This window comes from Streptosporangium sp. NPDC020145, assembly GCF_040631275.1.
Taxonomy (GTDB): Bacteria; Actinomycetota; Actinomycetes; order Streptosporangiales; family Streptosporangiaceae; genus Streptosporangium.
This window is the reverse complement of sequence record NZ_JBEXZT010000004.1, coordinates 314,445-338,894: the sequence shown is the minus strand read 5'-3', so window position 1 is coordinate 338,894 and position 24,450 is coordinate 314,445. Positions and strand designations below refer to the sequence as shown.

Here is a 24,450-nt window from a genome sequence, read left to right as displayed (position 1 = left end):
CACGGTCGAACGCATCGGCCGCGTCATCACCCAACGGTGCAGCCGCTGCCCCGCCACCCGGACCCGCGTCCGCTGACCAGCCGAACCCCTGACCATCCGAACGGAACGGAGGTGACCATGTTCTCCCGCGCCGACCTGCGCCCCTGCCGCCACTGTGGGAAGCCCGTCCGCTGGACCACCAGCGAGGCCGGCCGCCCGTTCGCCGTTGACCCGGACCCGAGCGAGCAGGGCAACACCGCGGTCATCCGCGACGTCGCCGGAACCCTCCGCTCCCGGCGGGTCTCAACCGACCGCCCCTTGGCGCGCGGTGAGCGCCTGATGATGCCTCACGTGGCGACGTGCACCCCTCAGGCACCGAAGGACACCTCACTCTCGCGAACGCCTCCAGGGCCTTCACAGAGCCGGGGAGCGACCATCTACGACCTCGCCAGCTACCGCCGACCCCAATAGGAGCACCACCTGACGATCCACTACGAGGCCGTCCCCCTGCCCGACCTCGACCTCCTGCCCGCCTGACCCTGACCAGCACAGAGAGCCGCCCGTGAACATCGCCACCCGCGCCAAGGACGACCTGAAATGGATCACCGCCTACTGGGAGGACCTCGCCGAGAGCCGTCTCCCTGGCACCGCGCGGCCCTGGCGTCAGACCACCCTCACCCCCACCCAGCTCGCCGCCCGCGACCAGGCCGCCTACGAAGAACGTTGGGAACGCACCATCGAGGCCTTGGGCGCCTCCCCCGCCCCAGTCCGTATCCCGGTGCTGGACCTGCTGAACGACCTAATGAACGACGCCTACGCCCTCGCCTACCACCTGGCGGAGGCCTCCGGCGAGCAAGCCCCCGAGCCGCCGGCCACCCCGTTCAGCGACCCGGCTCCCTACATCGCCGCCGCCCAGACTCACCTCGACCGCCTCGACGATCCCGAGGTGGTCTCCTGGGCGCTGGACCAGACCCGCAGCATGGTCGCCCGCGTCGCTGCTTCCCTGGCTCTCGTGTACGACGGGCAGCGCCTGGACGTCGAATGCCCCTGGTGCCGAGGCGTCACTCCCGAAACTCCGGCCGGGGGCGCGCGTACCTGGCAGGTGCGCGACCTGCTCGGCGGTCGGGCTTGCAGGCATGGCCTGCCTGACCGGCGGTTCTGCGGCGCGTGCGAGCAGTTCGTGGTCATCGTGTGCATGGGCGAGTGCGAGCCGCCGCAGAAGAGCGTGGGTACGTGGTGGCACGGCCATCCGTGCTGGCCGGTCTACGAATGGGACTGGCTGGCCAAGCGGATCGTTCAGAACGCGTAGCCGTCTACAGGGTTCGCGTTGACCTTGAACTCGACTCCATATGCCTCGGCGAAGAGCCGGACTGCGAGTTCGACAACCTGGACCGAAGCTTCTCGCCTTGGGGATTTGATGCTGTGCGCCCAGTCATTACGCTGCTTACGCACTTGATTGAGCGAAGTAACCTCACCCTCACTCAAAAGATTCGCAACCCTAAGAATCTGAGTAACGATAGAAGCAGTGAAATCCCGCCCACTCAGAAGATCACTATCCTTACTAGAAGGCAGAACCCCCGTGCGCCCCTGGATGGATTTTGAGTAATATTCACGCCACTTCTTGTGGATGAAAAATTCACAGGCAGACCACCCCATTACAACCGCTGCCGGAAAATCACTTTCAGCCGAAGAAGTCAATGCACGACCGATGAGAGCTGCCAGCTCAACGGCTTTCGGATCGGCACTCATGGTGTCGTCTAGGAGCTTTACGGCATGCTGGATTACAGAAAGCGGGATCGGTACGGGGTCTACAAGAAGCTGGTCGCCGTCAGCACTCAAGGCATTGATCCGCGCCATAGCATTCAACCCCAGCCCGCCAGCACCTCCAGAATCCACATGAATAATATCGGATGTTCCAGGCCTGGACGGAGCTACATATCGGCCCTCGATCACAAGATGTGCATTATGAAGGAAGAGGCAGAAGGCATTCATTACCTGCATTCTCTTTGCGAGAATCGCATCCCGCTCATCATCCTTAACATTCAGAGGATTCAATCCCCTTGCTTCCCACTTAGAAACCGCGGGAGGATATTCAGAGAAATCAAAATAGTAGATGGCAGCCCTGGTTGCAGAGAATTTTATTCCGCACTGCAGCTGCGTTTCCCAGACATGGCGCATTACAAGGTCGTAGGTTCGCGTGCCTCCGGCTGGCTCCTCCTCCCTTGGCGACTCGACCAGTCGATGGGGGTTGCTTGAGAGGCAAAAGCCTGACTTGTTCGCCATCCGGGCACTTTATCCAGGTCGGCAGGAACGTGCAGGCGGTTCGGCATGAGCTTGACGAGAGGGTTATCCACAGGCACCCTGTCCTCGTGCGATCACGCATGCCCTGATCGCAGTCAAGGCCCGCCAAGTGCGGGCCTTTCGCACGTCCGGGGCCGGTCACCCCAGACGTCACAGCTTCCGGGTGGGACCGGGGATCGGGGATCGGGTAGGGCGGCGGGTTCTGAGGAGGCCCGCCGCCCGCCCTCCCACAAACCCACCAGACGCGCAGCCTTGGCGGGCGTGCGCCGCTCCGCCGCCAGGCCCCCACCACGGCTGCGGAGCCTGCGGTCTGGCTGGCCGTTCTGAGGGGTTCGGCAGGCCAGACCGCCCCCACACTCCCCACACTCGGGCGGGCGCCTTGACGCTGCGGCAGGGCACCCGCCCGAACCACTTCAACGAGAGGAACATCCGTGCGCCTGACCGAACTCGCCTCCGCCCTGGTCGCCTCGGCCATCACCGACCAGGCCGACCCGGGTGAAACGATCCATCATGAGGTTCTGGTCCAGCTCGCTGGACGTCCCGGTGGTTTCGACCCGGAGCTCGTCATCATCGTGATCGGCTACGTCGCAGGGGTGGCGGTCATGGCGCCCCCGGCCACCATCCACGCCGCGACCACCACGCAGGCCGCCGTGGACGTGCACGTGGCCACCGCCCTCACCTGGATCAGGTCACAGTAAGACGGGCAGGTGAGCGGTGAGCGACGCACGAGGCGGCAACGGCCGCTACACCCGCTCCTCACGCACCGCCGCCCGCGACGCCGAGGCCTGCCGACTCCGGGCACAGAACCTCACCTACGCCCAGATCGGCGCCGAGCTCGGCATCTCCAAAAGCCAAGCCCACGACGCCGTCCGGCGCGCCCTCCGCGACACCCTGCAGGAGCCGGCCGACGAGGTGCGGAAGCTGGAACTGCTGCGCCTGGACGAGCTCGCCCAGCTCGCCCGCCGGGTCATGCTCGCCACCCACTACGTCGTCAGCCAGGGCAAGGTCGTACGACTGCGCCGCGGCGGCGCCCCCCTGGAAGACGACACCCCGGTCCTTCAGGCGATCGACCGGCTGCTGCGCATCCAGGAACGGCGCGCGAGGCTGCTCGGCCTCGACAGCCCGCAGCGCGTCTCCATCGATGCCCAGCAGCTCGGTGAGGACCTCAAGGGCCTGATCGCCGCCCTCACCGAGGGGGACGACGATGACCTCGGCGAAGACAAACCCGACGACGCCGACGCCTGACGTCGCCCGCATCCAGGCCAGCATCGACGAACTGGTCCGCGCGGGCGACACCCGGCGCCTGCGGGCCGCACACCGGCTACTGAAGTCCGCCCTCGACCGGAAACGGGTCGCCGAACGCACCAGGAAGTTCGCCCACGACCCGATCGGCTGGGTCCGTCGACGGCTCCGCCAGGTCGTCTGGTCCAAGCAGCGGGAAGTCCTGGAGAGCGTCCGGGACCACCGGCGGACCGCGGTACGGTCCGGGCACGGCGTCGGCAAGTCCCACACCGCCTCCCTGGCGGCCGGGTGGTGGCTGGACACCCACCCTCCAGGCGAGGCCTTCGTGGTAACCACGGCGCCGACGTACGCGCAGGTGCGGGCGATCCTGTGGCGCTACATCCGCCGTATCCACAAGGCCGCCGGCCTGCCGGGCCGGGTCAACCAGACCGAGTGGCACATCGACGACGAGATCGTCGCGTACGGCCGCAAGCCCAGCGACCATGACGAGTCGGCGTTCCAGGGCATCCACGCCCGCTACGTCCTGGTCATCCTGGACGAAGCGTGCGGCATCCCGCCCCAGCTGTGGATCGCCGCGGACGCGCTGACGACGAACGTGGACTGCCGCATCCTGGCGATCGGCAACCCCGACAACCCCGCGTCGGAGTTCCGCCGGGTGTGCACACCCGGGTCGGGCTGGCACCAGATCAGCATCTCGGCGTTCGACTCCCCGAACCTGACCGGCGAGGACGTCCCTGAACAGGTCGCCTTGGCCCTGGTGAGCGCCGAGTGGGTCGAGGAGAAGCGGCGGGAGTGGGGCGAGGACAACCCGCTCTACAAGTCCAAGGTCCTCGGAGAGTTCTCGGAGGACTCACAGTGGCAGGTCGTCCGCACATCCGACGTGGCCACGTGCCGTCTCGACCTGGAGACGCCCTACGCCGCCTCCGAGCTATGCCCGGTCGAACTCGGGGTCGACGTCGGCGGCGGGTCCGACGAGACCGTCATCCGCGAACGCCGCGGCCCGGTCGCCGGCCGGGAGTGGCGTGGGCACACCGACCGGCCGGAGGTGATCGCGCCGATGGTGCTGCAGGCGATCCGGGAGACCGGCGCCACCTCGGTCAAGGTCGACTCGAACGGGGTCGGGTTCGGCGTCGTCGGCGAGCTGCGCAACATGCAGGCGAGGGGCCTGCACAACGCGCGGATCTATGGCGTGAACGTCGGCGAAGCCCCGCGCGACCCGAAACGGTTCCTGAACCTGCGCGCCGAGATCTGGTGGCGCATCGGCCGAGAGCTGTCCGAGGCGCGTGAGTGGGACCTGTCCACGATGGACAACGCCGACGCCACCATCGCCCAACTCCTCGAACCACAGTGGGAGCTGGACCCGAAAGGCCGGATCAAGGTGGAGCCGAAGGAGGACATCATCGAGCGCCTCGGCCGAAGCCCCGATAACGCAGACGCACTTCTACTGGCATTCTTCGTGCCAGTCGACGCCACCACCGATTATCTGGAGCACCTGATGGGACGTCGGTAGACGAATCAGGCGGCCGATGCCTGCTCATCGGTTCCGGATCATCCAACCAGAGAGAGATGAGAGCGATCATCTCATTGAGATGATCTCTCATGGGTTCACTGTTGGACGTATCGCTGCTCAGGTCAGTCCACAAAGTAGACAGCTTCCTCAGGCGCTCAACGATCCATTGGTGGAAGTAATCTTGCTGGTTTCCATATCCAGCCATAAGCGGTGGAGCTTCAGCGATTACCTGTATATATGCGGCATGCGACGCGTCCCAATCCTGCTGAATGACATGGTTCGCCATCTGAGTCAGCGCCGCGAGGAACGCCTGGCCGTGATCGCGACGCCGTTCGTCGATGCGAGCTTCACGCTCTTTCCGAACCAGATGGCTTGCAACCCATACAGACGCCGCTACCCCGAGCAACGCGCCGGTGAAGTTACCGAATATGACGTCTTTCCAAAAGTCGAGGCCCTCATCGGGAACCTTGACGTAGATCGTCGGCGTGACTGTGGGGACAGGAACCGGCGTAATGGTGATCTTCAGGGTGGCGACGATAGGCCCAGGGGTCGGGACAGGTAAATGCACCAACGGAAACTTACCCTTCTTCGTCACGCAGTGCCCATGTTTGGGATGTAAGGGGGCATGGTGAGTCGTCGGCGGAAACGCCCCTACATCGCAAAAGCTGCTGGTCAGCCGCTGCAGGGCCAGGTGGTGACGTTCACCGCCGATCAGGTCGCCGCGCTCGTCCAGCAGGGCGCCAGCCGTACGGCCGCGCCGCTCGCCCGGCCCGAGGAGTGGTTCCAGACGCCGTTCGGGCCCGGAACACCGCTGATCCCTGCGGCGATCAACACGCCACGACCGGACACCGGCCGACCGGAGCCTCGGCTGTGGGATTACCCGGTCTCCTGGAACCTACAGACCGGCGGCCAGCGCCTGGTCCCGTGGGCGACCCTGCGGTCCGCGGCCGATGCTCCGCTGATCCGCCAGTGCATCCAGGTGAGGAAGCGCGGCATCACCGACCTCGGGTGGGACATCACCATCAGCCAAGGCGCCATCGAGGGCGCCCAAGCCGACGGCACATCCCGAGCTGACGCCGAGCGGACACTGCGCGAACGCCTCGGTTCGCAGATCGACCGCCTCGTGACGTTCTGGTGCCAGCCCGACCCGGGCAACGGGCTGGAGCTCGCTGACTGGCTGTCCTCCCTGCTGGAGGAGCACCTGGTGCTCGACGCGGTCGCCATCTACCCGCGCCTGACGTACGGCGGCGACCTCTACTCCGTGGAACTGCTCGACGGGTCCACCATCAAGCCCCTGCTCGATGAGCGGGGCGGTCGGCCGCTGCCGCCGTACCCGGCGTTCCAGCAGGTGATCCACGGATTCCCGCGCGGGGAGTGGATGGCCGACGGGGGCGAGAACGGCGAAGTGCCCGGCTTCCCCGCCGACCAGCTCGTCTACCGCCGGTACAACGTCAGGACGTGGACGCCGTATGGCTACAGCCCGGTCGAGCAGGCCCTGGTGGACCTGGACCTGTACCTCAAGCGGCTCGGCTGGATGCGGGACGAGTACACCCCGGGCGTGCAGGAGGAGTCCTTCCTGACCGTGCCGGAGAGCGCGCAGTGGTCAGCCGCGCAGCTCCGTGAGTACGAGCGTGCGTTCAATGACGACGTCAGCGCGAACCGGGCGCGCTACCGGATGTTGCCGCCGGGCGTCGAGGCCATCATGGGCGGGGATCGTAACGAGCGGTACAAGCCGGACTATGACCTGCACATCATCAAGCTGGTCGCGTCGCACTTCGGAGTGACGCTCCCGGAGCTGGGCTTCTCTGAGGCGAAGGGGCTGGGCTCGTCCGGCTGGTCGGAGGGTCAGGAGGCCGTCCAGCACCGTCAGTCCGTGCTGCCGACCGCGCGCTGGCTGGAGGCGCTGCTGACCGGCATCTCCCGCCGCCACCTCGGTATGCCGCCTGAGCTGCAGTTCACGTTCCTCGGTCTGGAGGACCAGGACGAGGAGGTCGCGGACAAGATCTCTGAGGCGCGGGTGAAGTCGGGCCGTATGACCCTCAACGAGGACCGCGACCGTCAGGGTTTGCCCCGCTACGCGATCCCGGAGGCGGACAAGCCGGCCATCATCACGGGCACGGGCATGGTGTTCCTGGAGGGCTCCCTGGCGACGCAGGAGGCGGGACGTCTGGCGGCCGAGCGGATGGCCCGCGAGGGTGGGCAACCGAGCGGCCCGTTCGGGCAGAAACCAGGGGCTGACCAGGGCGAGCGTGAGGACAAGAAGCAGGACAGCGCGGCGGCCGGTGAGGTCGCGAAGTTCCGCCGCTGGGCGCGCAAGCGCGTCGAGCCGGGCCGGACGTTCGCGTTCGAGGCGCCGCGCGATGTCGTCCTCTCCCTGGCGCCTGACCTGGCCGACGACGACCGGGTGACGTGGAAGGCGGCGGGCCCCGGCCCAAAAGCGGCGTGGGCGGGGTGGGATCGTGACCAGGCCCTGGCCGAGCACTACGCCCCGCTGATCGCCCAGGCCCTCGGCGAGGCGGTCGACGCCGACCAGCTCGCGGCGGCCTGGCTGGAGGCCCGCGGGCAGAAGGCCGCAGGCTCCGGAGACGCGCGGCGCTGGCTCGACAACCTCGGCGTCGTCGGACGGCTCATGAAGGCCCTGGGGCGCCTCCTGCGCCGTCTGTGGACCGAGGCCTGGCACATCGGCACCGCCGCCGCCCAAGCCGCGCTCACCCGGGGTGAGGCGGTCAGCAGCCCCGTGGACTGGGGAGCGTGGCAGCCCGGTGACGCCGAGGCCGCCGCCCGCCTGTACTCAGGTCACCGGGGGCTGCAGGACCTGCTCGACCTCGCTGGGATCGACACCATCCGCTCGATCGCCACGACCCGGATGAACGACCTGGCCGCCCTGCTCGCCGACGCGGTCGCCGAGGGCTGGCCGGCCGCTGACCTCGCCGACCGGATCCGCGGGCTGCTGCGGCGACCGGACCGGGCGGAGATGATCGCGACCACGGAGATCGCCCGGATCGTCTCCGCGGCGAGCCTCGACCGCTACCGGGCCGCCGGGGTCGAGTTCGTGGAGTGGGACACCGCCTACGACGAGCGCGTCTGCGTCATCTGCAAGGGCAACGAGGACGCGGGCCCGACGAGGCTCGGCCAGCCGTTCCCCGGAGGCGTGCTCGCCCCGCCGCAACACCCGTGGTGCCGGTGCGCGCCACAGCCTGTCCTTGACCCGCCACTGGCGCTGACCTGAGGAGCATCATGACCATCACGCACGCCTACGCGGCGACCGTCACGAAGGCCGAGCGCGATGCCGCCGGCGACCTCATCGTGTACGGCAAGGCCACCGGCCCCGACATCGACTTCGACGCGCAGATCTGCGACCCGACGTGGCTGAAGACCGCCATGCCGAAGTGGATGACGTGGGGCAACCTGCGGGAGATGCACCAGCCGATCGCGGCTGGGATCGGCATCGAGCTGGCCGCCGAGGGCGACGACTGGATGCTGAAGTCCAAGGTGGTCGACGACGGCACGGCGAAGAAGATCGAGGCCGGGGCCCTGAAGGGCTACAGCGTCGGCATCAAGAACGCGCAGGTCGTCAAAGACGCCTCGGCGCCGGGCGGCCGGATCGTCGGCGGCGAGATCGTCGAGGTCTCCTACGTGGATCGGCCGTGCAACCCCACGGCCACGCTCGCACTGACGAAGGCCGCAGGATCCGGGCAGCTCGCCCCGGTCGACGCCGAGGGCCACGTCCTCGATGTCGAGAAGCGTGAGGAGACCGTCACCATCGCGGACCTGGCCAAGGTCGTGGGCGAGCTGGTGACGGTCGTCAAGAGCTCTCTGCCTGCCCCTGGGCGGGTCGGAGGGGTCGAGGGGTCCGGTCAGGGTGGCGGAGCTGGTGCTGGCTCCGCCACCCGCTCGGAGGCCGACAAGACGGCCACCCCCGGCCCGACGAAGTCCGAGATCGCTGATCTCGTGAAGGCCGCTGTGGCAGAGGCCACGAAGCCGCTGGAGGAGCGCGCGAAGACGCTCGAAGCGGAGCTGGCGAAGGTCAAGCAGCAGCCTGTCCCGGGTGGGCCGGTCATCCGGCCGACCACGAGCACCACCACCGCCGTGCCGCAGGGCAGCGCCGACAAGGCCGCCCACTACCGGCAGATGGCTGACCAGATGCAAGACCCTGCCGCCAGGGAGGGCTACCTGCGGATGGCCGTCGACGCCGAGCGCGGCAACTGACCTTCACCAGCAAAGGAGCATGACCATGGGGTACGCACCCCCGCAGCCGTCGGAGATGTTCTCCGACACCTCGGACCCGACGCAGATCGCGCAGCGGTTCGAGGACTACAAGGGCAAGCTGTCGGCCTCGCACTCGAAGGCCGCGCAGGGTGACACGGCGTTCGTGCCGGGTCAGGGCATCGTCGTGGACGGTTCACGTCGGCAGCAGGCTCTCGCCGAGCGGGTCGAGGCCATCACCAAGGGCCTGTCGACGGACCAGCTCGCCAGTGTGCAGGCCGACCTGGACGCGCTCAAGGCCGTCATGGGCGACATCGGCAAGGACCTGACGCTGACCTCGCCGCTGGCGTCCGGCCTGGTGCCCTACGACCTGGAGGCGCCGGCCAAGCTGCTGGTGCCGCGGATGACGCCGCTGCGCAACAGCATCCCGCGGGGCAAGGGGCAGGGCACCGCCCGGCAGTTCAAGCGGATCCTCGGCTGGTCGAACTCGGGGACCGGCGGGGTGGCCGACCAGATGGCGTTCATGGATTCGCAGTCCATCTCCACGGCGTTCGGCCCGATCAGCCTGCGGCGCGGAGCGAAGATCAGCTACGCGGCGGACGAGAAGTCCGTGAAGTACGTCGAGCAGGGCCTGTCAGACATGGTGACCTGGAAGGCGCAGTTCGCCGGCCAGGGCTTCCAGGACATCCGCAGCCTGAGCCAGACGGCGCTACTGTGGGCCACCATGGGCGCCGAGGAGCGCGCCATCCTGTACGGCCGCGGCGGCTCCGGCTACGCGGGTGCGGTCGCCGCCCCCACCGTCACCGCCGCCGCCTCCGGGTCGGGCGCCACGATCCCGACCGCCACCTACGGTGTGAAGGTCACCAGCGTGGCCGGCGGAGGCGAGTCCCTGCCCGCGGTCGCCTCGGGCGGCCTGTCGGTGACGGTGGGCCAGAACATCGTCATCACGTTCACGGGCGGTGCGGAGCCGACCGGCGCCTTGGCCTACAACGTGTATGTGGGCACGGCCGGATCCGAGACCTTCCAGGGGACGTTCTCGCCGCTCACCTCGGGCGGCACGGTCACCATCACCCTGTCGTCGTACGCGGCGGGCGGCGCGGCGTTCCCGGCCGCGGACACCACCAGCAACAGCCAGGGCTACGACGGCTTCCTGGCGGTACTCACCGACCCGGCGCAGACGGGCTACCTGAAGCGGGTCAACGGCCGAATCTTCGACGCGACCACCCCGGCGAACTCGCTCGGGGACAAGCCGTTCCAGGACGCCTTCGTCCGCCTGTACGGCGCGGACGCAGTCGGCACCATGGACAAGCGCCTGGCCGACCCGGACGAGATCTGGCTGGACGGCAACGCGAGGCGGGCTCTGGGCGACTACCTGAAGCTCAACGCCACCAGCTCGGCCTACCGAATCGCGCTGACCGAGGGCGACGCGCTGAGCGGCGCCCGCGTCGGCGCCGTGGTCAACGGGGTGGCCAACCAGGTCACGGGCAAGATGGTGGACCTCGGGGTGCACCCGTACATGCCCAAGGGCGCCAGTGTGATCCGATCCCGGAACCTGCCGGTGCCCGAGTCGGAGGTGTCAGCGACCTCCGAGGTCGTCAACGTGCAGGACTACATGGCGGTCGACTGGCCGATCATCCAGTTCACCTACGACGCCTCGACGTACATGTTCGGCACGCTCGTGCACTACGCGCCCGGCTGGTCCGGCGCCCTACTGGGTCTCCAGTAAGCCCGTCCCCCTGTTCGTGAGGCCCCGAGTCGCCCCCGTGCTCGGGGCCTCACCCATCCCTGGAGGTCCGATGAAGGTCGTCGCGCCCGCACGGGCCGTGACCGAGGTCGACGGCCTATCCGGCCGTCGCTACCGCGCGACGGACGGCATCTACGAGATGAGCCCCCGCGACGGCCGCGCTCTCGTGCAGGCGGGCGGGTTCCTGCCGTCCCTGGCCGGGGCCACCTCGCGCGCCTTCGGCTACCGCTGCCCTGCCGATGGGTTCGGCAGCTTCTTCGTCACCTGCTCCCGCTGCGGCGGGACCTGCGAAAAGGAGTGATCGTGCCCCCTGCCAAGAGGAAAGCACCGCTGCCGCCTGTCCCCGGCATCGAGGAGACGCCGCCCGAGCTCTGTACGGACTGCTTCCCCGAGGGGCTCGCGGGCACCCCGGAGGGGGCCACCGTCGTCTCCTGTCGTCACGGTGCTTGGCAGGTCAGCGACCTGGTCCAGGATCCTGACGGTGCGGGCGGCGAAGGGCAGTCGCCGGCGGATCCGAACGGCACGCAGGGGCCCGAGGGCCAGGGCGACGGTAAGGGCGACGGCGGCCAGTGAGCCTGCTCACCCAGCCACACGTCATGGCCCCGGAGTTCCGGGCGTCACCGACGTGGCTGGACACCGAGAATCTCGTCCCGGGCGGAGCCGAGTCCGCGCAGGACGCCGAGCTGACCAACGTGCTGCTGCGCGCGTCGGCCTGGGCGGACTCTCTGGTGGACCAGCCGCTCGCCGCGCACGCCCACACCGAGCAGCTGCGCGTCACCGTCGGCCGTGACGGCCGGGTGTCCGTCCACGCCGCACACTCTCCCGTGCGCGCCGTCACCGCGCTGGCGTACGGCACCCCGCCGGATCTCACCGCCGTGACGGACCTGAGCGGGGTGTGGATCGAGGACCGGGTGCAGATCCTCACCGGACTCGGAGCCCTTGGTGGGTTCCCGGGCCTGGAGTTCGGCACGCCCCGCAGCGGCGGGGAGGTGTACGTCCGGGTCGGCTATGTGGCCGGGTTCACCTCTACGGTCCTCACAGCTGACGTGACCGCCTCGGCGACGTCGCTCACGGTGGCGGACCCGACCGGCATCTATCCGGGTGACGTGCTGCGCCTGTGGGATCCCGGTGCCGAGGAGGCCGTCACGGTCGCCTCCGGCTACGTGCCCGGGTCCACCACGGTCGGCCTGGTGGGCGCCGTCCGGTCGGCGCACGGCGCTGGCGTGGGCGTGTCCGCGCTGCCCGCCGACGTCCACCAGGCGGTCATCTGCCGCGCGGCGGCGCTGCTGCTGCGCGAGCCGACCGCGGGCGGCGATGACTTCGTCGACGCGCCGTTCGGGCCGACCGCGCATCGCTCGTCGCGCCGTACCCGGGCCTCCGACCTGATCGCCGAGGCCACCGGGCTGCTCGCGCGGTATCGGAGGGTGCGGTGAGCCGGGCGGTGGTGCGCGATGGCATCGCCCGGCACCTCGGCGGCACCTATGACCAGGTCGAACGGTGCTACCGAGGTGGGCCGCTGCAGCCGTACGGCCTGGCCACCCTGCGGTCGTTCTTCGCCAAGCGGGTGCCGGACACCGACTACACCGCAGGCCTGGAGCCGGGCCGGGCGATGGGCGCGATCGGCGTGGTCCACCTGGGCGACAGCGTGGAGCGGCGGGTGGCGCTCGGCGGCGCGACCGGCGGCTGGAAGCACCGGGTCTACGTGGTGACCCTGCACCTGTACCACCTGGCCACCACCCCGGCGGCCGAGGACGCCCAGGCCGACCTCGACGCGCTCCTGGAGGCCGTCGCCGACCTGATCCACACCGACCGGACACTCGGCGGCACCGTGCTGCAGGCCGGAGAGTCAACGTCGGGGATCCGGTTCTTCCTCGGCCAGCCGGAGTACACGCCGCCTCCGGAGTACATCCGCACCTACGCGTCGGTGACGTTCGACGCCGACACCTACATCCAGGCATAGGAGAGCGCCGTGAGCTGGCGATACACGGGCGAGACGCCCGCGACCTACCCCGCGTATCTGGCGATCGGTCAGGACGGCCAGGTGCAGACCCTGGTGGCCGAGCCGGGCCAGGTCTACGAGATCCAGCCTGCCGAGGGCACCGAGACCGTGGTGCCGCCCGAGCAGGAGGGCGGCAAGCCGACGGTGCGGAAACTGCCGGTGCCGCCTGCGGGCCCGTGGGAGCGCGTGAAGGCCACCACCAGCGACAAGGGCAAGGAGTAGATCATGGGAGTCTTCCCCAGTGCACGGCGATGGGTAGGGATCGCCAAGGAGGTCACGCCGGGTACGGCTGTCGCGCCCGCGCTCACGATCCCGGTCGACAAGTTCGACCCGTCCGACGACGTGACGCAGCTGGATGACCAGGCGCTGCGCGGCAGCATGGCCAAGCAGTACGGCCAGTACTCCGGCCCGATCATGTCGAGCTGGGACCTGGGCGGGCCGATGTTCGGTGATGCCTTGGGCTACCTGCTGCACAACATCCTGGGCGGGTACGCCGTCACCGGCGCGTCCGCCCCCTACTCACACACGTATTCGCTGCTGAACAGCGGTGACGGGCAGCCGGTCACCCACACCCTGACCGACGCGACCGGCGTCCCGACGACCTCCGGCGCCCGCCAGTACCCCTACAGCTGCCTGTCGGAGCTGACGCTGAACTGGAACGCCGAGCAGCTGTGCACGTGGGAAGCCAAGGCTGTCGGCTGGCCCAGCGTGGTGCCCGGGGTGGCGCCGACGAACACCCTGTCCACGGTGCCGCCGATCCCCTCCTGGCGGGGCGCGGTCGGCATCGGCGGCCCGGCCTCCGCCGGAACCCTCGTGACGGACATCTCGGAGTTCTCCATCACGCTCAGCCGTGAGGTGACGCCGTACCACACGGCCGACGGCACCCAGGCGGCGTTCGTCATCGCCCGCGGCCCGCTGGACGTGACAGGCAAGTTCACCCAGATCGCCCAGAGCGAGCAGCGGATCCTGGACCTGCTGGCGAACACCCAGCCCCAACTGCAGTTCGTTCTCTCCAACGGGCTGACCCTCGGCGCCCTGGTGAGCGTGCAGTTCGACATGCAGAAGGTCGGCTACCGCACCACGAAGATCAACCAGGGAACCGTCTTCGTCTACGACGTCGAGTTCCAGGCCATCGCCAACTCCACGAACGCCGGACCGTCCGCCGGCCTGGCCCCGGCCAAGGTGCTCCTGCAGAACGCCGTCACCACCTACTGACCCCCGCTCGATCCCCAAGGGAGCACATCCTGATGCGCGTAGACCTGCCCGGCGGCCAGTGGGCCGACCTGCTGGAGCCGTCCGACATGCGCTCCGGCGACATGAAGGCCCTGAACAAGGCTCTGCCGATCGTGCGCACCACCGTGGGGTTCATGGACGAGATGCACGACGTCCTGCTGCGCAGGGTCATCACCGCCTGGTCCCTCGACCTGCCCCTGCCGCGCGACCTGCCCGGCACCGAGGAGGAGTCCGGCAGTCTCGACCGGCTGGCCATCCCCGTCTACCGGGCCCTGGTCGAAGCCATCCAGCCGCACATCGCCCTGTTCAGCGAGGACCAGAGCGCGGACCCAAAACCCTCGCCCGAATCCGCTGGCACCTCGAAGGACAGTCCGTCGACCTCGGCGAAGAACTGACCCAGACCGTCCGGTACGCGCTGTACGCCGAGCGGTACGGCTGGACGCCCGCCCAGGTCGACGACCTGCCCGCCACGGTCGAACCGTGGCTGCTTCCCATCGGGGGCGTGCTGGACGAGATGAGGAGGGGCCGTGGGTGACGTGGACGCCGGGGCTCTGATCGTCGCGCTGCAGGGGTTCGGTGATCGGGCCTCTGAGGGGGCTCGGGCGGCGGCGCAGGTGATGGCACTGGCCAGCGAGCGGGAGATCAAGCAGGTTCTGCGGACCTACAGCCACCCGCAAGGAACACCTACGCCGTCGCCGCCCGGGTCGCCGCCCGCGCTGGTCTCTGGAGATCTCAGACGGTCAGTGAAGGCCCGCAAGCCCCGGCAGACGGGTGCGGCCCGGTGGGAGGCACACACGGCGCCCACCATCGTCTACAGCCGCATCCACGAGCTCGGCGGGTGGGCCGGCCGGGGGCACGCCAGCTACCTGCCGCCGCGGCCGTACGTCGCCCCGTCCCATACCCGGCTCATCGCCTCCGGCCAACTGGAGCAGCTGGCGCATAAGGCGTTCGCCGAGAAAGTGGGGCTGAGCTGAGATGACGGAGCTGCCCCCCGCCGTAGCCCGCTACATCGCCGACGCCGACCCGTTTGTCCGCGGCACCGACAAGGCCGTCGACGCGGCCAAGAAGTTCGACCGCGACGCCAGCAAGGCGGCCCTGTCCGCCCGCCGGATGGGCCTGGCGGCCAAGGAGGCCGGGGAGCGGGCCGCGGTCGCCGGGCGGGTCGCGGCCGAGGCGGCGGAGAAGGCCGCCAAGGGCTTCATGAAGGAGGACGAGGCGGCCAAGCTGGCGGCCCGCGCGGTCAAGGAGCTGGAGCGCGCCGAGCTCACCGAGGCCGCCGCTGCCATCGCCGCCGCCGAAGCTTCGGAGAAGATCGCCAAGGCGCATCGCAAGCAGGCCGCCGACGGGGCGCAGGCGACCAAGAGCGCGGCCCTGATGCGCAACGAGCTCGCCGTGCTCGCCGCTGCGGGCGCCGCCATCGCGCCAGCCTTCATCGTCGCGGGTGCCGGGGCTGCGGCGTTCGGGGCTACCGCGTTCCCGACGATCAAGAAGGTCGTCGAGTCGCAGGAGAAGATGGCCGAGAACTGGAGCAGCCTGTCACGCCAGCAGAAGGTCTCCTCAGCCTCCACGCGGATGCTGGTCGACGACTACCAGGACCTGGCCAAGGCCGTCGAGCCGGACGTGCTGCGCGTCTACAACAACGCGCTCGCCGAGGCCTCCCGGATCATGCCAAGGCTGGAGCCTCTCACGCGGTCGATGTCCACGGCGCTGGTGGACTTGGGGAACCAGCTGGGCAACACCCTCACCTCCGATCGGGCCGATCAGTTCTTCTCCTTCATCGAGGCCGAGGCCGCTCCCGCGATAGGGGCGCTCGGCGAGACCTTCGACTCGGCCACGCACCTGGCGATGTCGCTGACCGAGTCGCTGGCCCCGCTGGCCGGGGCGGGTCTCGGGGTGGTCGGCATGGTGGCCGACCTGACCGCCGGATTGTCGGACCTGTCGCCGGAGTTGGCCCAGCTCGCCGTCCTCGGTATCGGTCTGCGGGGTCCGCTGACCGGCATGGCCGAGGGCCTGGGGAAGGTCGGCACGAAGTACAAGACGGCGATGTCCGGCGCCACCGGGGCGAGCAAGGCCACCAAGCTGCTGAACCTCGCCACCGCCGCCGGGCCGAACCTCTACATGGCCGCTGGGGTGGCCATCGGCTACTTCGCTCTGAGGGCCTTGTCCGCGCAGACCTCCACGGACAAGCTGGTCGCGTCTCTGACGGTGGCCAACAGGGCGGCCGGCAACAACGTCATCGGCTACCAGGCGCTGGCCGGTGCGCTGCAGAACAAGCTCAACGCCTCGCTCGCGGCGAGCACCACCTACATGGCGCAGCACGGCAAGGCCATCACCGGCGTGGTCAGCAAGTACCCGACGGCCTCGGCGGAGATGCAGCGTCTGGGGCATGAGCAGAGCCAACTGCGGGTGGCGCTGGCCGAGACGAACACGCAGATCACCAACACGGTCCAAGGCGCCGACGCCCTGGGCAAGAAGTACGGCCTGACCCGGGATCAGGCCATCTCCCTGGCGGACGCCGTCGGCGTGAACCTTTCCCGCGGCATCCTCGACAACGGGCAGATCACCGCGAGCGTCGCGGGGAAGTTCGACCGCTACCGCCAGGCCGTCGAGATGGCCCGCAACCCGACCGCCGTGGTCGCCCAGGCGTGGGCCGACGCGGGCAACAAGGCACTCACCCTGAAGGACCAGGTCAACGCCGTCTCCGCAGCCCTGGACGCCTACTTCAACCCCGCCTTGAACGTCTTGAGCGCCACCAACCGGATGACGGACGCGCTCGCGGCCAGCAACAAGGTCCTGAAGGACTCCAAGGCCAGCACGCTGGATCGCAGCAAGGCGTTGGAGGCGCAGCTCGGGCCGATCGGCCAGTGGATCAGCGCGCAGGTCGCGGCGAAGAAGTCGGTGAGCCTGAACGATCGGGCGCTGCGCGAGCAGCTGCCCTCCCTGCTGCGCCTGGCCCAGGGCAGCCGGACGGGGCAGGCCGCGCTGAACGGGCTGATCGCCTCCATGGGCGGCACGATCAGCCGGACGAAGTCGGCGACCACGATCGTCGATCGCCTCGGCAACCGGGTCCGGGTGCTGCCGAACGGCAAGACGATCCTGATCCGGGCCAACACCTCACAGGCGACCTCGGCGATCCAGACACTGGTGTCGACCTGGAACGGCCGCACGATCACAGTCAACGTGGCCACCAGCGGCGCGAACATGGGGAAGTTCTACGTCCACCCGCCTCAAGCCGACGGCGGCCTGATCCGTGGTCCGGGAACGGGCACGTCGGACTCCATCGTGGCCCGGCTGTCCGATGGCGAGTACGTCGTCAACGCCAGGTCCACCGCGCGTCACCGCGGGCTGCTGGAGGCGATCAACGCTGACCGGTACGCCGAGGGCGGGCTGGTCGGCTACGCCCGGGGCGGGAAGGTGACGCGGGTCGGGGGCGTGGATGTGAGCACCGCGCAGTGGCGCAGCCTTGGCCTGCAGCTGGGCAAGGACTTCATGAAGGCCATGACCGGCAGCAAGTCGGAGATCGCCTCCATGGATCGGCGCCTGGAGAAGGCGGTGGCGAAGCTGTTCGCCGGGAAGCGGACCACGCTGGACAACAAGCTGATCGCCTACCTGGATCGCAACAGCTCCCGCCTGGAGGCGTTGTCGGTACGGCGGGACGCGGCGACCAAGGCGCTCGCGGCGGGCAAGCAGTACGCCACCGAGATGACCTCGAACGCGCGGAGCTTCGCCGGCCTGTCGAGTCTGGACGGCCCGACATCGGGCGCGCAGGTCCGTCAGGGCCTGCAGATGAAGCTGTCCGGCCTGACCCGGTACGCCAACGTCCTGAAGGCCCTGGGCAAGCGGGGCCTGTCCAAGTCCCTGCTGCGGCAGGTCATGGACATGGGTCCGGAGGACGGCCTGAAGTACGGCCAGATGCTGCTGTCGGCGGACTCGGGGGTCTTCAAGGACATCAACGCCGTCCAGGCGCAGATCGACAAGACCTCCCGCTCCCTCGGGCGCAGCAGCGCGGACATGCTCTACGACGCCGGGAAGATGGCCGGGAAAGGCTTCCTGACCGGGCTCGAAGGCGAGATCAAGTCCCTGGACAAGAGCATGGACAAGCTGGCCAAGCACATGGCTGCGTCGATCAAGAAGGCCCTGCACATCAAGTCCCCCAGCCAGCTTCCGGCGATCCGGCAGGCGGGCGCCATGACCGTGGCCGGCGTCGCGGCGGGCATGTCCGGCAACCTGGGGGTGCTCGATACCGCCTCGCAGGCGATGGCCGTCCGCCTCAGCCGTACGGCCGGAGCGCCTCGCCCGGTCATGCGGGCGTCCAGCGTGCCCCTGACGGGCCGCGGCGCCGTGGTGCAGCAGATCATCCACGTGCACGTCGCCGGGTCGGTGTGGGCTGAGCGAGATCTGTTCCAGGTCGTTCAGCGTCAGGCGCTGCAGCGCAACCGGCGCAACACCAGCAACGGCCTGTCCCTGGCGGGTCGCTGATGGTCCTGGTCAACCAGTGGACCGACTCCTACGCGCTCGCCGCGGGGTTCACGATCCCGGACCCGACGATCACCACCCGGCAGGTCACGGTCGCCAACGTCGCGGGCAACTGGCTGGTGTGCACGGTGTCGTGGCACGCCGGGGCCGGTGCGCAGACCACCCCGACTGTGAGCGTCGGGGACGACGCCCACAACTGGTGGGTGCCACTCGCCCGCGTGTCCGGCGCAGGCGGCGGGGTGGCGATCTGGGCGGCGCCGAACGCCCGCGCAGCCTCCCGGGTCTACGTCGCACCGACCGACTACGTCACCGGCCTGTCGATCAACGTGATGGAGCACTCCGGGCTGGGCAACTACCTGAGCGTCGCCGACCGCAAGACCACAACCGTCGCGGGCACCTCGGCGAGCCTCACCCTAGCCGCCCCGCCGTCGCAGGCCCTGGCCATCGTGGCTGGCGGATCGGACAACGCGACGGCGGCCCTCGCCTCGGCGACCGTTGGGTGGACCAGCGGAACCGCGGTGTCCGGGACGAACGGCGTGGACACCACCTCGGACACGAGGCTGCTGCCGCGCTACCAGACCACCACCGGCAGCGTCAGCGTCACCTACACCACCTCCGCGACGGCGAACATCACCGCGGTCGGGGTGACCGTGCTCACCGCCGCGGCGGCGCCCTCCCAGCCGAACCCGAACTGGCCGGTGGTGACGTTCGAGGCCGGGTTCGGGTCCGGCGCCCAGACGCCCCGCGACCAGATCACCTGGACCGCCTTGACCGGGCGCCTGCTGGCCTTCAGTACCTCCCGGGGTCGGCAGTTCGAGCTCGGCGCCCTGCAGGCTGGGGAAACCGAGATGCGGCTGCGCAACGACGACGGCGCCCTGAACCCGGCCAACACGAGTTCGCCGTACTGGCCGAACCTGGTCGACGGCACCCCGGTGAGGGTGCTGGCCACCTGGCAGGGGCGCACCTACCCGGTGTTGCACCACACCTTCGAGCGGTTCCCGCAGACCTGGCGCGACGCCCACTGGGGTGAGGTGAACGCGGTCGCGACCGACGCCTGGGCCACGCTGACGACCGAGCTGCCGAACATCGCGGCGGGAGAGATCCTGCTCGATGACCCGTACGGGTACTGGCCCTGCGCCGACCCGGCAGGATCCACCACGGCGTCGAACCTGGCCCGGAACAACAGCGCCCCTCTGGTGGAGACGCTCGGAAAGTACGGCGCGGGCAATGCGACGGCGGACTTCGGCGCGTCGCAGGAGGCGCTCGCCGGCAGCTCCAACGCCACCGTGTGGACGCAGTCCGGGCTCACGACCCTGCAGAACACCAACGGGTTCTGCCTGAAGTACGGCCCCACCGGCGTACCGACCCTGCCCGACGTGGCCGCCGGGTGGACGGTGGAGTTCTGGGCGCGGCTGGAGACGGTCCAGCCGCAGCCGACGGCCGTCCTGTTCGTCGGACGCGCCGGGCTCTCCACGATCATCGTGTTCGTCGACACCCTGACCGGGGTGCTGAAGGTCCGCGAGTACGACCCCGTCAGCCACGCCTCCACGGATGTGTCCTCCACCGCCAGCCCGGCCGACAACTCGTGGAAGCACTACGCGCTGACCTTCGCCTCCACCGGCGGGTGGCGCCTGTACATCAACGCGCAGCAGGTCGCGAGCTCCGGCAGCCCGCTCCCCGCCACGATCACGTGGGTGTCGTGGGGCGGCCAGGCCGACGAAACGTTCACGGGGCGCTGCGTCAACGGGGCCCTGGCGCACATCGCGATCTACCCTCGGCGCCTGCCGTACGGCCGGATCGTCGCCCACTACTGGTCGGCGATGTCCGCCAACCAGGGGGACGCCACCGACTGGCGCATCAACAAGCTCCTGGCGATCGCCGGGTGGGGAGGCCCCCGGTCGCTGTCCTACACCGGTTCGGGCGTCACCATGGTGCCCGCCAGCGGCATCGAGGGCCAAGACGTCGCGAGCGCGGTCGAGGAGATCGCGGCCTCGGACGGCGGCTCGCTGTTCATCGACGGCCTGGGCTACGTGTGCTTCACGTCGAAGGTCTACCGCTACAACCGGGCAGCGCAGTACACCCTCGGCGACCGGCCCGACCTCGGGGAAATCCCCTACCTCGACGACATCACGGTGGACCGGGACCCGGCGCGCGTCTCCAACGACATCACGGTGACCCAGGCCCACTACGGCTTCACGGCCACCGTGGACGACCAGGCCAGCATCACGCAGCGCGGCCGACGGACCCTCGCACGCACCACCCACCTCGACGACCAGCTCGCCGTCGCCGACACCGCCAACTACCTGCTCTACCGCTACCGCCAGCCCGAGCAGCGCATCCAGACCATCACCCTCGACCCGGCCGGCAACCCGGCCATCTGGGCGACCGCGCTGGGGATCGAGTGCGGCGACGTCGTCACCGTCAATCGACGGCCGATCGGAGGCGTGCTGATCAGCGGCACCTTCGAGGTGCTCGGCGTCTCCCACCGAGTGGATCCCGAGGGCGGCGAGTGGAAGGTGCAGCTGTCGCTGGCCCCTCTGGATCCCTTCTTCTTCAAGCTGGACGACCCCGTCTACGGGGTCCTGGATGGACCGGGGGTCCTCGGATGGTGATGCCCACGCCCGCACGCCGGAGCGCGATCCAGTACGCCGACGAGATGTTCGGCGTCAGCTCGCTGGAGGCGTATCTGGACTACCTGGAGGCGCGGCGCGACCAGCTCGGCGTGCCGGTCGTCCCCCGCCCGGAAGGGGACGCGCCCGAGTCCGGTACGGCGTGGGCGCGGGTGGACTGCGCCCGGTGGATCGCCGACTGCCCGTGGCGGTGCGGCGCCTCCCACGCCGTGCCGCGCGCCGAGTCGCGGTTCTGGTGCACCAGCTGCGCGAACGGCGCGACGGGGCAGACCTGTGCCCTGGTGTGGCCGATCTCCCGTCAGCGCATCGAGATCAACGTGGCCAGCCTGCCGAGCGAGCTTGCGACTTGGCCCTGTGCGATCGACGTCCCGCTGTACGAGGCCGGGCAGCACGAGCGGATGTGCAAGCCGTGCCGCACGATCGGAGCGCTGTAGATGATCGTCCCGTCTCCGCGGACCTGGGTCGTCGGCGAGATCGTGACCGCGGCCAAGCTGAACGCCGACATCCGCGACGCGTTGAACTTCCTGCTCAGCCCGCCGTTGTGGGAGCTCACCCACTCGGGGATCATCGCCCCGGCGAGCTCGACGCAGGCGGTGATGCCGTTCGACACCGAGATCGTCGACCGGGACAACGGCCACTCCACCAGCAGCAACACCTCCCGGTACACCTCGCAGACCGCGGGCTACTACCTGGTGTCCGGTGCCGTCGGGTTCGTCTCCAACGGGACCGGCAAGCGGGAGCTCACGATCCTACTCAACGGCACCACCGAGACCTATCCCAGTTCGATCCCGGGCCTGGCTGCGGGCTTCACCGGCCTGACCACCACCGGGCGGGTCTACCTGGCCGTGGGCGACTACGTCGAGCTGTACGTCTGGCAAAACAGCGGCGGCACGCTGAACACCAACACGACGAAGGGCGGCCCCCGGTTCGGCGGCCATTGGATCTCGAAGTGATCCGGCGGCTGCGCGCTATCGAGCGACGGGTAGCGTTCCGCGGGTCGGTGCTGCTGTTCCTGGCGCTGTGGAGCGGCGGCCAGGTCGCCCGGCTGACACTGGCGCCTCCTGTCACACCCACCACGGCCTACCTGGCCTCCATCGCACCCCTGCCGGTCCTGGCGATCCCCTGGGCCGCCTGCACGGTCTTGTGCGCCGCCCAGGCGTTCACGGTGACCGACTGGCACGCCTTCGCCCTGACCGCCGGTGTGCTGGTCACCTGGGCGGTGCTCTACCTCGTCGGCGGCCTCCGGAGCGCGATCCCGCAGGGCTACTGGGCGTGCATCATCCAGATCGTCATGGCGGGCCTGGTGCTGCGCATCTCCCGCTGGCCAGACCCGCCCCGGGAGCGGTGATGGATCCGGCCATCGTGGTGGCCGTGATCGGCGGCGGGTTCGGCATCGTCAGCATGGCCTACACCGCCCGGCAGGCCCGCCTGGCCCGTCAGGACAAGGCCGAAGAAGACGCCCGCCTGGCCCGCCTGGCCGCCGAGGACGGCGCCTACCGGCGCGCCACCGAGTTCGACATCAGCGTCCAGGCCCGGATGCAGGCCGAGATCGCCCGCCAGGCCGAGCAGATCCGCGCGCTGCAGCGCCAGGTCGCCTACCTGACCCGGCAGATCACCGACGCCGGGCTCGTGCCCATCACCGTCCCTGAGGAGGGTTCGTGACGACTGTCACCGGCACCGTCACCACCGCGGCGGGCACTCATCCGCGCGGCGCGTCTGTGACGGTCGTGCTCGTCGACCAGGCCGGGCGTGCCGTACCAGGTTTCGCCGGGGCGGCCGAGGTGCTCGGCCTCGTCACCGCGCCGGTAGCCGCTGACGGGTCGTGGTCGGTGGAACTCACCCCGACCGCGGACATCACGAGCCCGCGCGGGCCGACGCTGTACCAGGTGACCGAGCGGGTCCAGACCGGCGTGTCGGCCAGCTACTACATCAGCGTGCCCAGCTCGGGCCCAGCATGGGTGGGCTCGCTGCGCGTCACGCTGCCTGGAACGGCCGTCGAGCAGCTGATCGGCTACCTGCCGCTGACCGGCGGCACCCTGAACGGCGCCCTGGTCCTCGATGACGACTCGCCGGCCGCGAGCCAGCAGTACGTCGCCGACCGCGCCGGAGGTGGAGGCGGAGGGGGCACGCCGTCGACCACGGTGGTCACCGAGACCTCCTACGGGCAGTCCGCAGCAGCTGGGGCGGCGACCGCCTACAGCCGGGGCGACCACACCCACGGCACCCCGGCGCTCCCCACCCCGGGAGCGATCGGCGCGGCCACGGCAGGGCACGCCCACTCGGGCACCTACGATCCGGCCGGGACCGCCTCAGGCGCCGTGAGCGCCCACACGGGTGCGTCGGATCCGCACCCGCAGTACCTGCTCAGCGCGGAGGGCGACGCCGCCTACGCCCCCCTCAACGACACGCGCATCCTCGGCGCCGTACAGAAGAGCACGGTGACGGCGGCGGGCGATCTCCTCGTGGCCACCGCCTCGGGCGTGGTCTCGCGCCGCGCGGTCGGTGCCAACGGCCAGGTACTCACAGCGGACTCCGGCCAACCCGATGGGGTGAAGTGGGCCACCCCCGCTCCTGGTGGCATGGATCAGGCGTTCCCGCTGAGCGGCTATGGGCTCTTGGCCGCCTCGGGCGACCCGCTCTCCTTCCTCAACGTCTCCAGCCTGGGCGGCAACACCGTCTTCCTCGCCCGCGTCTGGGTCCCCGCCGGCACCCCCATCACATCCCTGTGGTGCGCGGTCCGCGACGGGGGAACCTACAGCGGCAGCTCAACACCGAACCAACTCGGTCTGTACACCGGGGCCGGAGTCCCGGTCGACGCCACGCCGAATGACTCGACGCTGTGGACCGCCTCCGGATGGCGCGGCCGTGCCCTGGCCGGCGGCACCATCGCAGCGCAAGGTGCCGGGCGATGGGTCTACGTGGGGATCATCGCGGGCGGCATGAGCGGAGTGAACATCCCCTACCCGGTCGGGGCCAACGACGGCCATGCCTCCTGGTTCGCCATCGGGTCCGGCGTCACCGCACGGCGGGCGATGTACGCCGGCGCCACCTCGCTGCCCGGGCCGTTCGATCCAACGTCGTACGGCACGCCGACCAGTTACGTGCCGCTCGTCGGCATCTCCTGAGAGGA

Annotated in this window: 24 protein-coding genes; 22 read left to right on the top strand and 2 right to left on the bottom strand. The window is 69.6% G+C overall.

Annotated elements, in window-relative coordinates:
- The first annotated feature begins 541 nt into the window (after nt 1–541).
- Nucleotides 542–1,288, top strand: a complete 747-nt coding sequence (locus ABZ463_RS09795) for a hypothetical protein (RefSeq protein WP_362774951.1) — start codon at nt 542–544, stop codon at nt 1,286–1,288.
- On the opposite strand, the gene ABZ463_RS09790 is transcribed toward ABZ463_RS09795, so the two are convergent.
- Nucleotides 1,276–2,262, bottom strand: coding sequence for a hypothetical protein (locus tag ABZ463_RS09790; RefSeq protein WP_362774948.1), 987 nt, complete (start codon nt 2,260–2,262; stop codon nt 1,276–1,278). The two genes, ABZ463_RS09795 and ABZ463_RS09790, sit on opposite strands and share 13 nt — an antisense overlap.
- A gap of 449 nt (nt 2,263–2,711) precedes the next feature.
- Between ABZ463_RS09790 and ABZ463_RS09785 the strand changes: the two genes are divergently transcribed.
- Genes ABZ463_RS09785 through ABZ463_RS09775 form a run of 3 tightly spaced genes read left to right on the top strand, consistent with a single transcriptional unit; the run spans nt 2,712 to nt 5,032 of the window.
- Nucleotides 2,712–2,978 (top strand): hypothetical protein, encoded by a 267-nt coding sequence (locus tag ABZ463_RS09785; protein ID WP_362774945.1) that lies wholly within the window; start codon nt 2,712–2,714, stop codon nt 2,976–2,978.
- Nucleotides 2,979–2,994: 16 nt separating this feature from the next.
- Nucleotides 2,995–3,525 carry a hypothetical protein gene (locus ABZ463_RS09780; RefSeq protein ID WP_362774942.1) on the top strand — a complete coding sequence of 177 codons (531 nt, stop codon included), beginning with the start codon at nt 2,995–2,997 and terminating at the stop codon, nt 3,523–3,525.
- Entirely contained in the window at nt 3,485–5,032 is a 1,548-nt protein-coding gene (locus ABZ463_RS09775; RefSeq protein ID WP_362774939.1) for a hypothetical protein, read from the top strand. The genes ABZ463_RS09780 and ABZ463_RS09775 overlap by 41 nt, the downstream gene beginning before the upstream one ends.
- Here the strand turns inward: ABZ463_RS09775 and ABZ463_RS09770 are convergent.
- Complete coding sequence (locus ABZ463_RS09770) at nt 4,920–5,627, bottom strand: hypothetical protein (RefSeq protein ID WP_362774936.1); 708 nt, start codon at nt 5,625–5,627, stop codon at nt 4,920–4,922. The genes ABZ463_RS09775 and ABZ463_RS09770 overlap by 113 nt on opposite strands.
- 33 nt (nt 5,628–5,660) lie before the next feature.
- On the opposite strand from ABZ463_RS09770, the gene ABZ463_RS09765 reads away from it, so the two are divergent.
- The 18 genes from ABZ463_RS09765 (at nt 5,661) to ABZ463_RS09680 (ending at nt 24,445) form a co-directional block, all read left to right on the top strand.
- Nucleotides 5,661–8,261 (top strand): phage minor head protein, encoded by a 2,601-nt coding sequence (locus ABZ463_RS09765; protein WP_362774933.1) that lies wholly within the window; start codon nt 5,661–5,663, stop codon nt 8,259–8,261.
- Nucleotides 8,262–8,269: 8 nt separating this feature from the next.
- Nucleotides 8,270–9,241: a hypothetical protein gene (locus ABZ463_RS09760; protein ID WP_362774930.1), complete on the top strand. Its 972-nt coding sequence runs from the start codon at nt 8,270–8,272 to the stop codon at nt 9,239–9,241.
- 25 nt (nt 9,242–9,266) lie between these two features.
- The gene (locus tag ABZ463_RS09755; RefSeq protein WP_362774927.1) at nt 9,267–10,964 is read left to right on the top strand and encodes a hypothetical protein; all 1,698 of its coding nucleotides are present in this window, start codon (nt 9,267–9,269) and stop codon (nt 10,962–10,964) included.
- A gap of 70 nt (nt 10,965–11,034) precedes the next feature.
- Nucleotides 11,035–11,283 carry a hypothetical protein gene (locus ABZ463_RS09750; protein WP_362774924.1) on the top strand — a complete coding sequence of 83 codons (249 nt, stop codon included), beginning with the start codon at nt 11,035–11,037 and terminating at the stop codon, nt 11,281–11,283.
- A 2-nt stretch (nt 11,284–11,285) separates the two neighbouring features.
- On the top strand, nt 11,286–11,555 hold the full coding sequence (locus ABZ463_RS09745) for a hypothetical protein (protein WP_362774921.1): 270 nt from the start codon (nt 11,286–11,288) through the stop codon (nt 11,553–11,555).
- A complete protein-coding gene (locus ABZ463_RS09740) occupies nt 11,552–12,415 on the top strand; it encodes a hypothetical protein (protein ID WP_362774918.1) in 864 nt (287 codons plus the stop codon). The genes ABZ463_RS09745 and ABZ463_RS09740 overlap by 4 nt, the downstream gene beginning before the upstream one ends.
- Complete coding sequence (locus tag ABZ463_RS09735; RefSeq protein WP_362774915.1) at nt 12,412–12,942, top strand: hypothetical protein; 531 nt, start codon at nt 12,412–12,414, stop codon at nt 12,940–12,942. Before ABZ463_RS09740 ends, ABZ463_RS09735 begins: the two co-directional genes overlap by 4 nt.
- A gap of 9 nt (nt 12,943–12,951) precedes the next feature.
- Nucleotides 12,952–13,203, top strand: a complete 252-nt coding sequence (locus ABZ463_RS09730; RefSeq protein WP_362774912.1) for a hypothetical protein — start codon at nt 12,952–12,954, stop codon at nt 13,201–13,203.
- Between the two features lie 3 nt (nt 13,204–13,206).
- On the top strand, nt 13,207–14,196 hold the full coding sequence (locus ABZ463_RS09725; RefSeq protein WP_362774909.1) for a phage tail tube protein: 990 nt from the start codon (nt 13,207–13,209) through the stop codon (nt 14,194–14,196).
- Nucleotides 14,197–14,228: 32 nt separating this feature from the next.
- Nucleotides 14,229–14,609 (top strand): hypothetical protein, encoded by a 381-nt coding sequence (locus tag ABZ463_RS09720; RefSeq protein WP_362774906.1) that lies wholly within the window; start codon nt 14,229–14,231, stop codon nt 14,607–14,609.
- Nucleotides 14,610–14,741: 132 nt separating this feature from the next.
- The gene (locus tag ABZ463_RS09715; protein WP_362774903.1) at nt 14,742–15,188 is read left to right on the top strand and encodes a hypothetical protein; all 447 of its coding nucleotides are present in this window, start codon (nt 14,742–14,744) and stop codon (nt 15,186–15,188) included.
- 1 nt (nt 15,189) lies between these two features.
- Nucleotides 15,190–18,693: a hypothetical protein gene (locus ABZ463_RS09710; protein ID WP_362774900.1), complete on the top strand. Its 3,504-nt coding sequence runs from the start codon at nt 15,190–15,192 to the stop codon at nt 18,691–18,693.
- Entirely contained in the window at nt 18,693–21,302 is a 2,610-nt protein-coding gene (locus tag ABZ463_RS09705; RefSeq protein WP_362774897.1) for a LamG-like jellyroll fold domain-containing protein, read from the top strand. Before ABZ463_RS09710 ends, ABZ463_RS09705 begins: the two co-directional genes overlap by 1 nt.
- Nucleotides 21,302–21,754 (top strand): hypothetical protein, encoded by a 453-nt coding sequence (locus ABZ463_RS09700; RefSeq protein WP_362774894.1) that lies wholly within the window; start codon nt 21,302–21,304, stop codon nt 21,752–21,754. Before ABZ463_RS09705 ends, ABZ463_RS09700 begins: the two co-directional genes overlap by 1 nt.
- Nucleotides 21,755–22,273: a hypothetical protein gene (locus tag ABZ463_RS09695; RefSeq protein WP_362774891.1), complete on the top strand. Its 519-nt coding sequence runs from the start codon at nt 21,755–21,757 to the stop codon at nt 22,271–22,273.
- Nucleotides 22,270–22,668, top strand: a complete 399-nt coding sequence (locus tag ABZ463_RS09690) for a hypothetical protein (protein ID WP_362774888.1) — start codon at nt 22,270–22,272, stop codon at nt 22,666–22,668. The genes ABZ463_RS09695 and ABZ463_RS09690 overlap by 4 nt, the downstream gene beginning before the upstream one ends.
- A complete protein-coding gene (locus tag ABZ463_RS09685) occupies nt 22,668–22,982 on the top strand; it encodes a hypothetical protein (protein WP_362774885.1) in 315 nt (104 codons plus the stop codon). The genes ABZ463_RS09690 and ABZ463_RS09685 overlap by 1 nt, the downstream gene beginning before the upstream one ends.
- Nucleotides 22,979–24,445, top strand: a complete 1,467-nt coding sequence (locus ABZ463_RS09680) for a hypothetical protein (protein WP_362774882.1) — start codon at nt 22,979–22,981, stop codon at nt 24,443–24,445. The genes ABZ463_RS09685 and ABZ463_RS09680 overlap by 4 nt, the downstream gene beginning before the upstream one ends.
- Nucleotides 24,446–24,450: the final 5 nt, after the last annotated feature.

Bases quoted from the DNA above. Each gene is read 5' to 3' on its own strand.
- ABZ463_RS09685 (WP_362774885.1), top strand. From the start codon at position 22,668: ATGGATCCGGCCATCGTGGTGGCCGTGATCGGCGGCGGGTTCGGCATC.
- ABZ463_RS09725 (WP_362774909.1), top strand. From the start codon at position 13,207: ATGGGAGTCTTCCCCAGTGCACGGCGATGGGTAGGGATCGCCAAGGAG.
- ABZ463_RS09705 (WP_362774897.1), top strand. From the start codon at position 18,693: ATGGTCCTGGTCAACCAGTGGACCGACTCCTACGCGCTCGCCGCGGGG.
- ABZ463_RS09760 (WP_362774930.1), top strand. From the start codon at position 8,270: ATGACCATCACGCACGCCTACGCGGCGACCGTCACGAAGGCCGAGCGC.
- ABZ463_RS09790 (WP_362774948.1), bottom strand. From the start codon at position 2,262: ATGGCGAACAAGTCAGGCTTTTGCCTCTCAAGCAACCCCCATCGACTG.
- ABZ463_RS09720 (WP_362774906.1), top strand. From the start codon at position 14,229: ATGCGCGTAGACCTGCCCGGCGGCCAGTGGGCCGACCTGCTGGAGCCG.
- ABZ463_RS09695 (WP_362774891.1), top strand. From the start codon at position 21,755: ATGATCGTCCCGTCTCCGCGGACCTGGGTCGTCGGCGAGATCGTGACC.
- ABZ463_RS09750 (WP_362774924.1), top strand. From the start codon at position 11,035: ATGAAGGTCGTCGCGCCCGCACGGGCCGTGACCGAGGTCGACGGCCTA.
- ABZ463_RS09710 (WP_362774900.1), top strand. From the start codon at position 15,190: ATGACGGAGCTGCCCCCCGCCGTAGCCCGCTACATCGCCGACGCCGAC.
- ABZ463_RS09775 (WP_362774939.1), top strand. From the start codon at position 3,485: ATGACCTCGGCGAAGACAAACCCGACGACGCCGACGCCTGACGTCGCC.
- ABZ463_RS09700 (WP_362774894.1), top strand. From the start codon at position 21,302: ATGCCCACGCCCGCACGCCGGAGCGCGATCCAGTACGCCGACGAGATG.
- ABZ463_RS09755 (WP_362774927.1), top strand. From the start codon at position 9,267: ATGGGGTACGCACCCCCGCAGCCGTCGGAGATGTTCTCCGACACCTCG.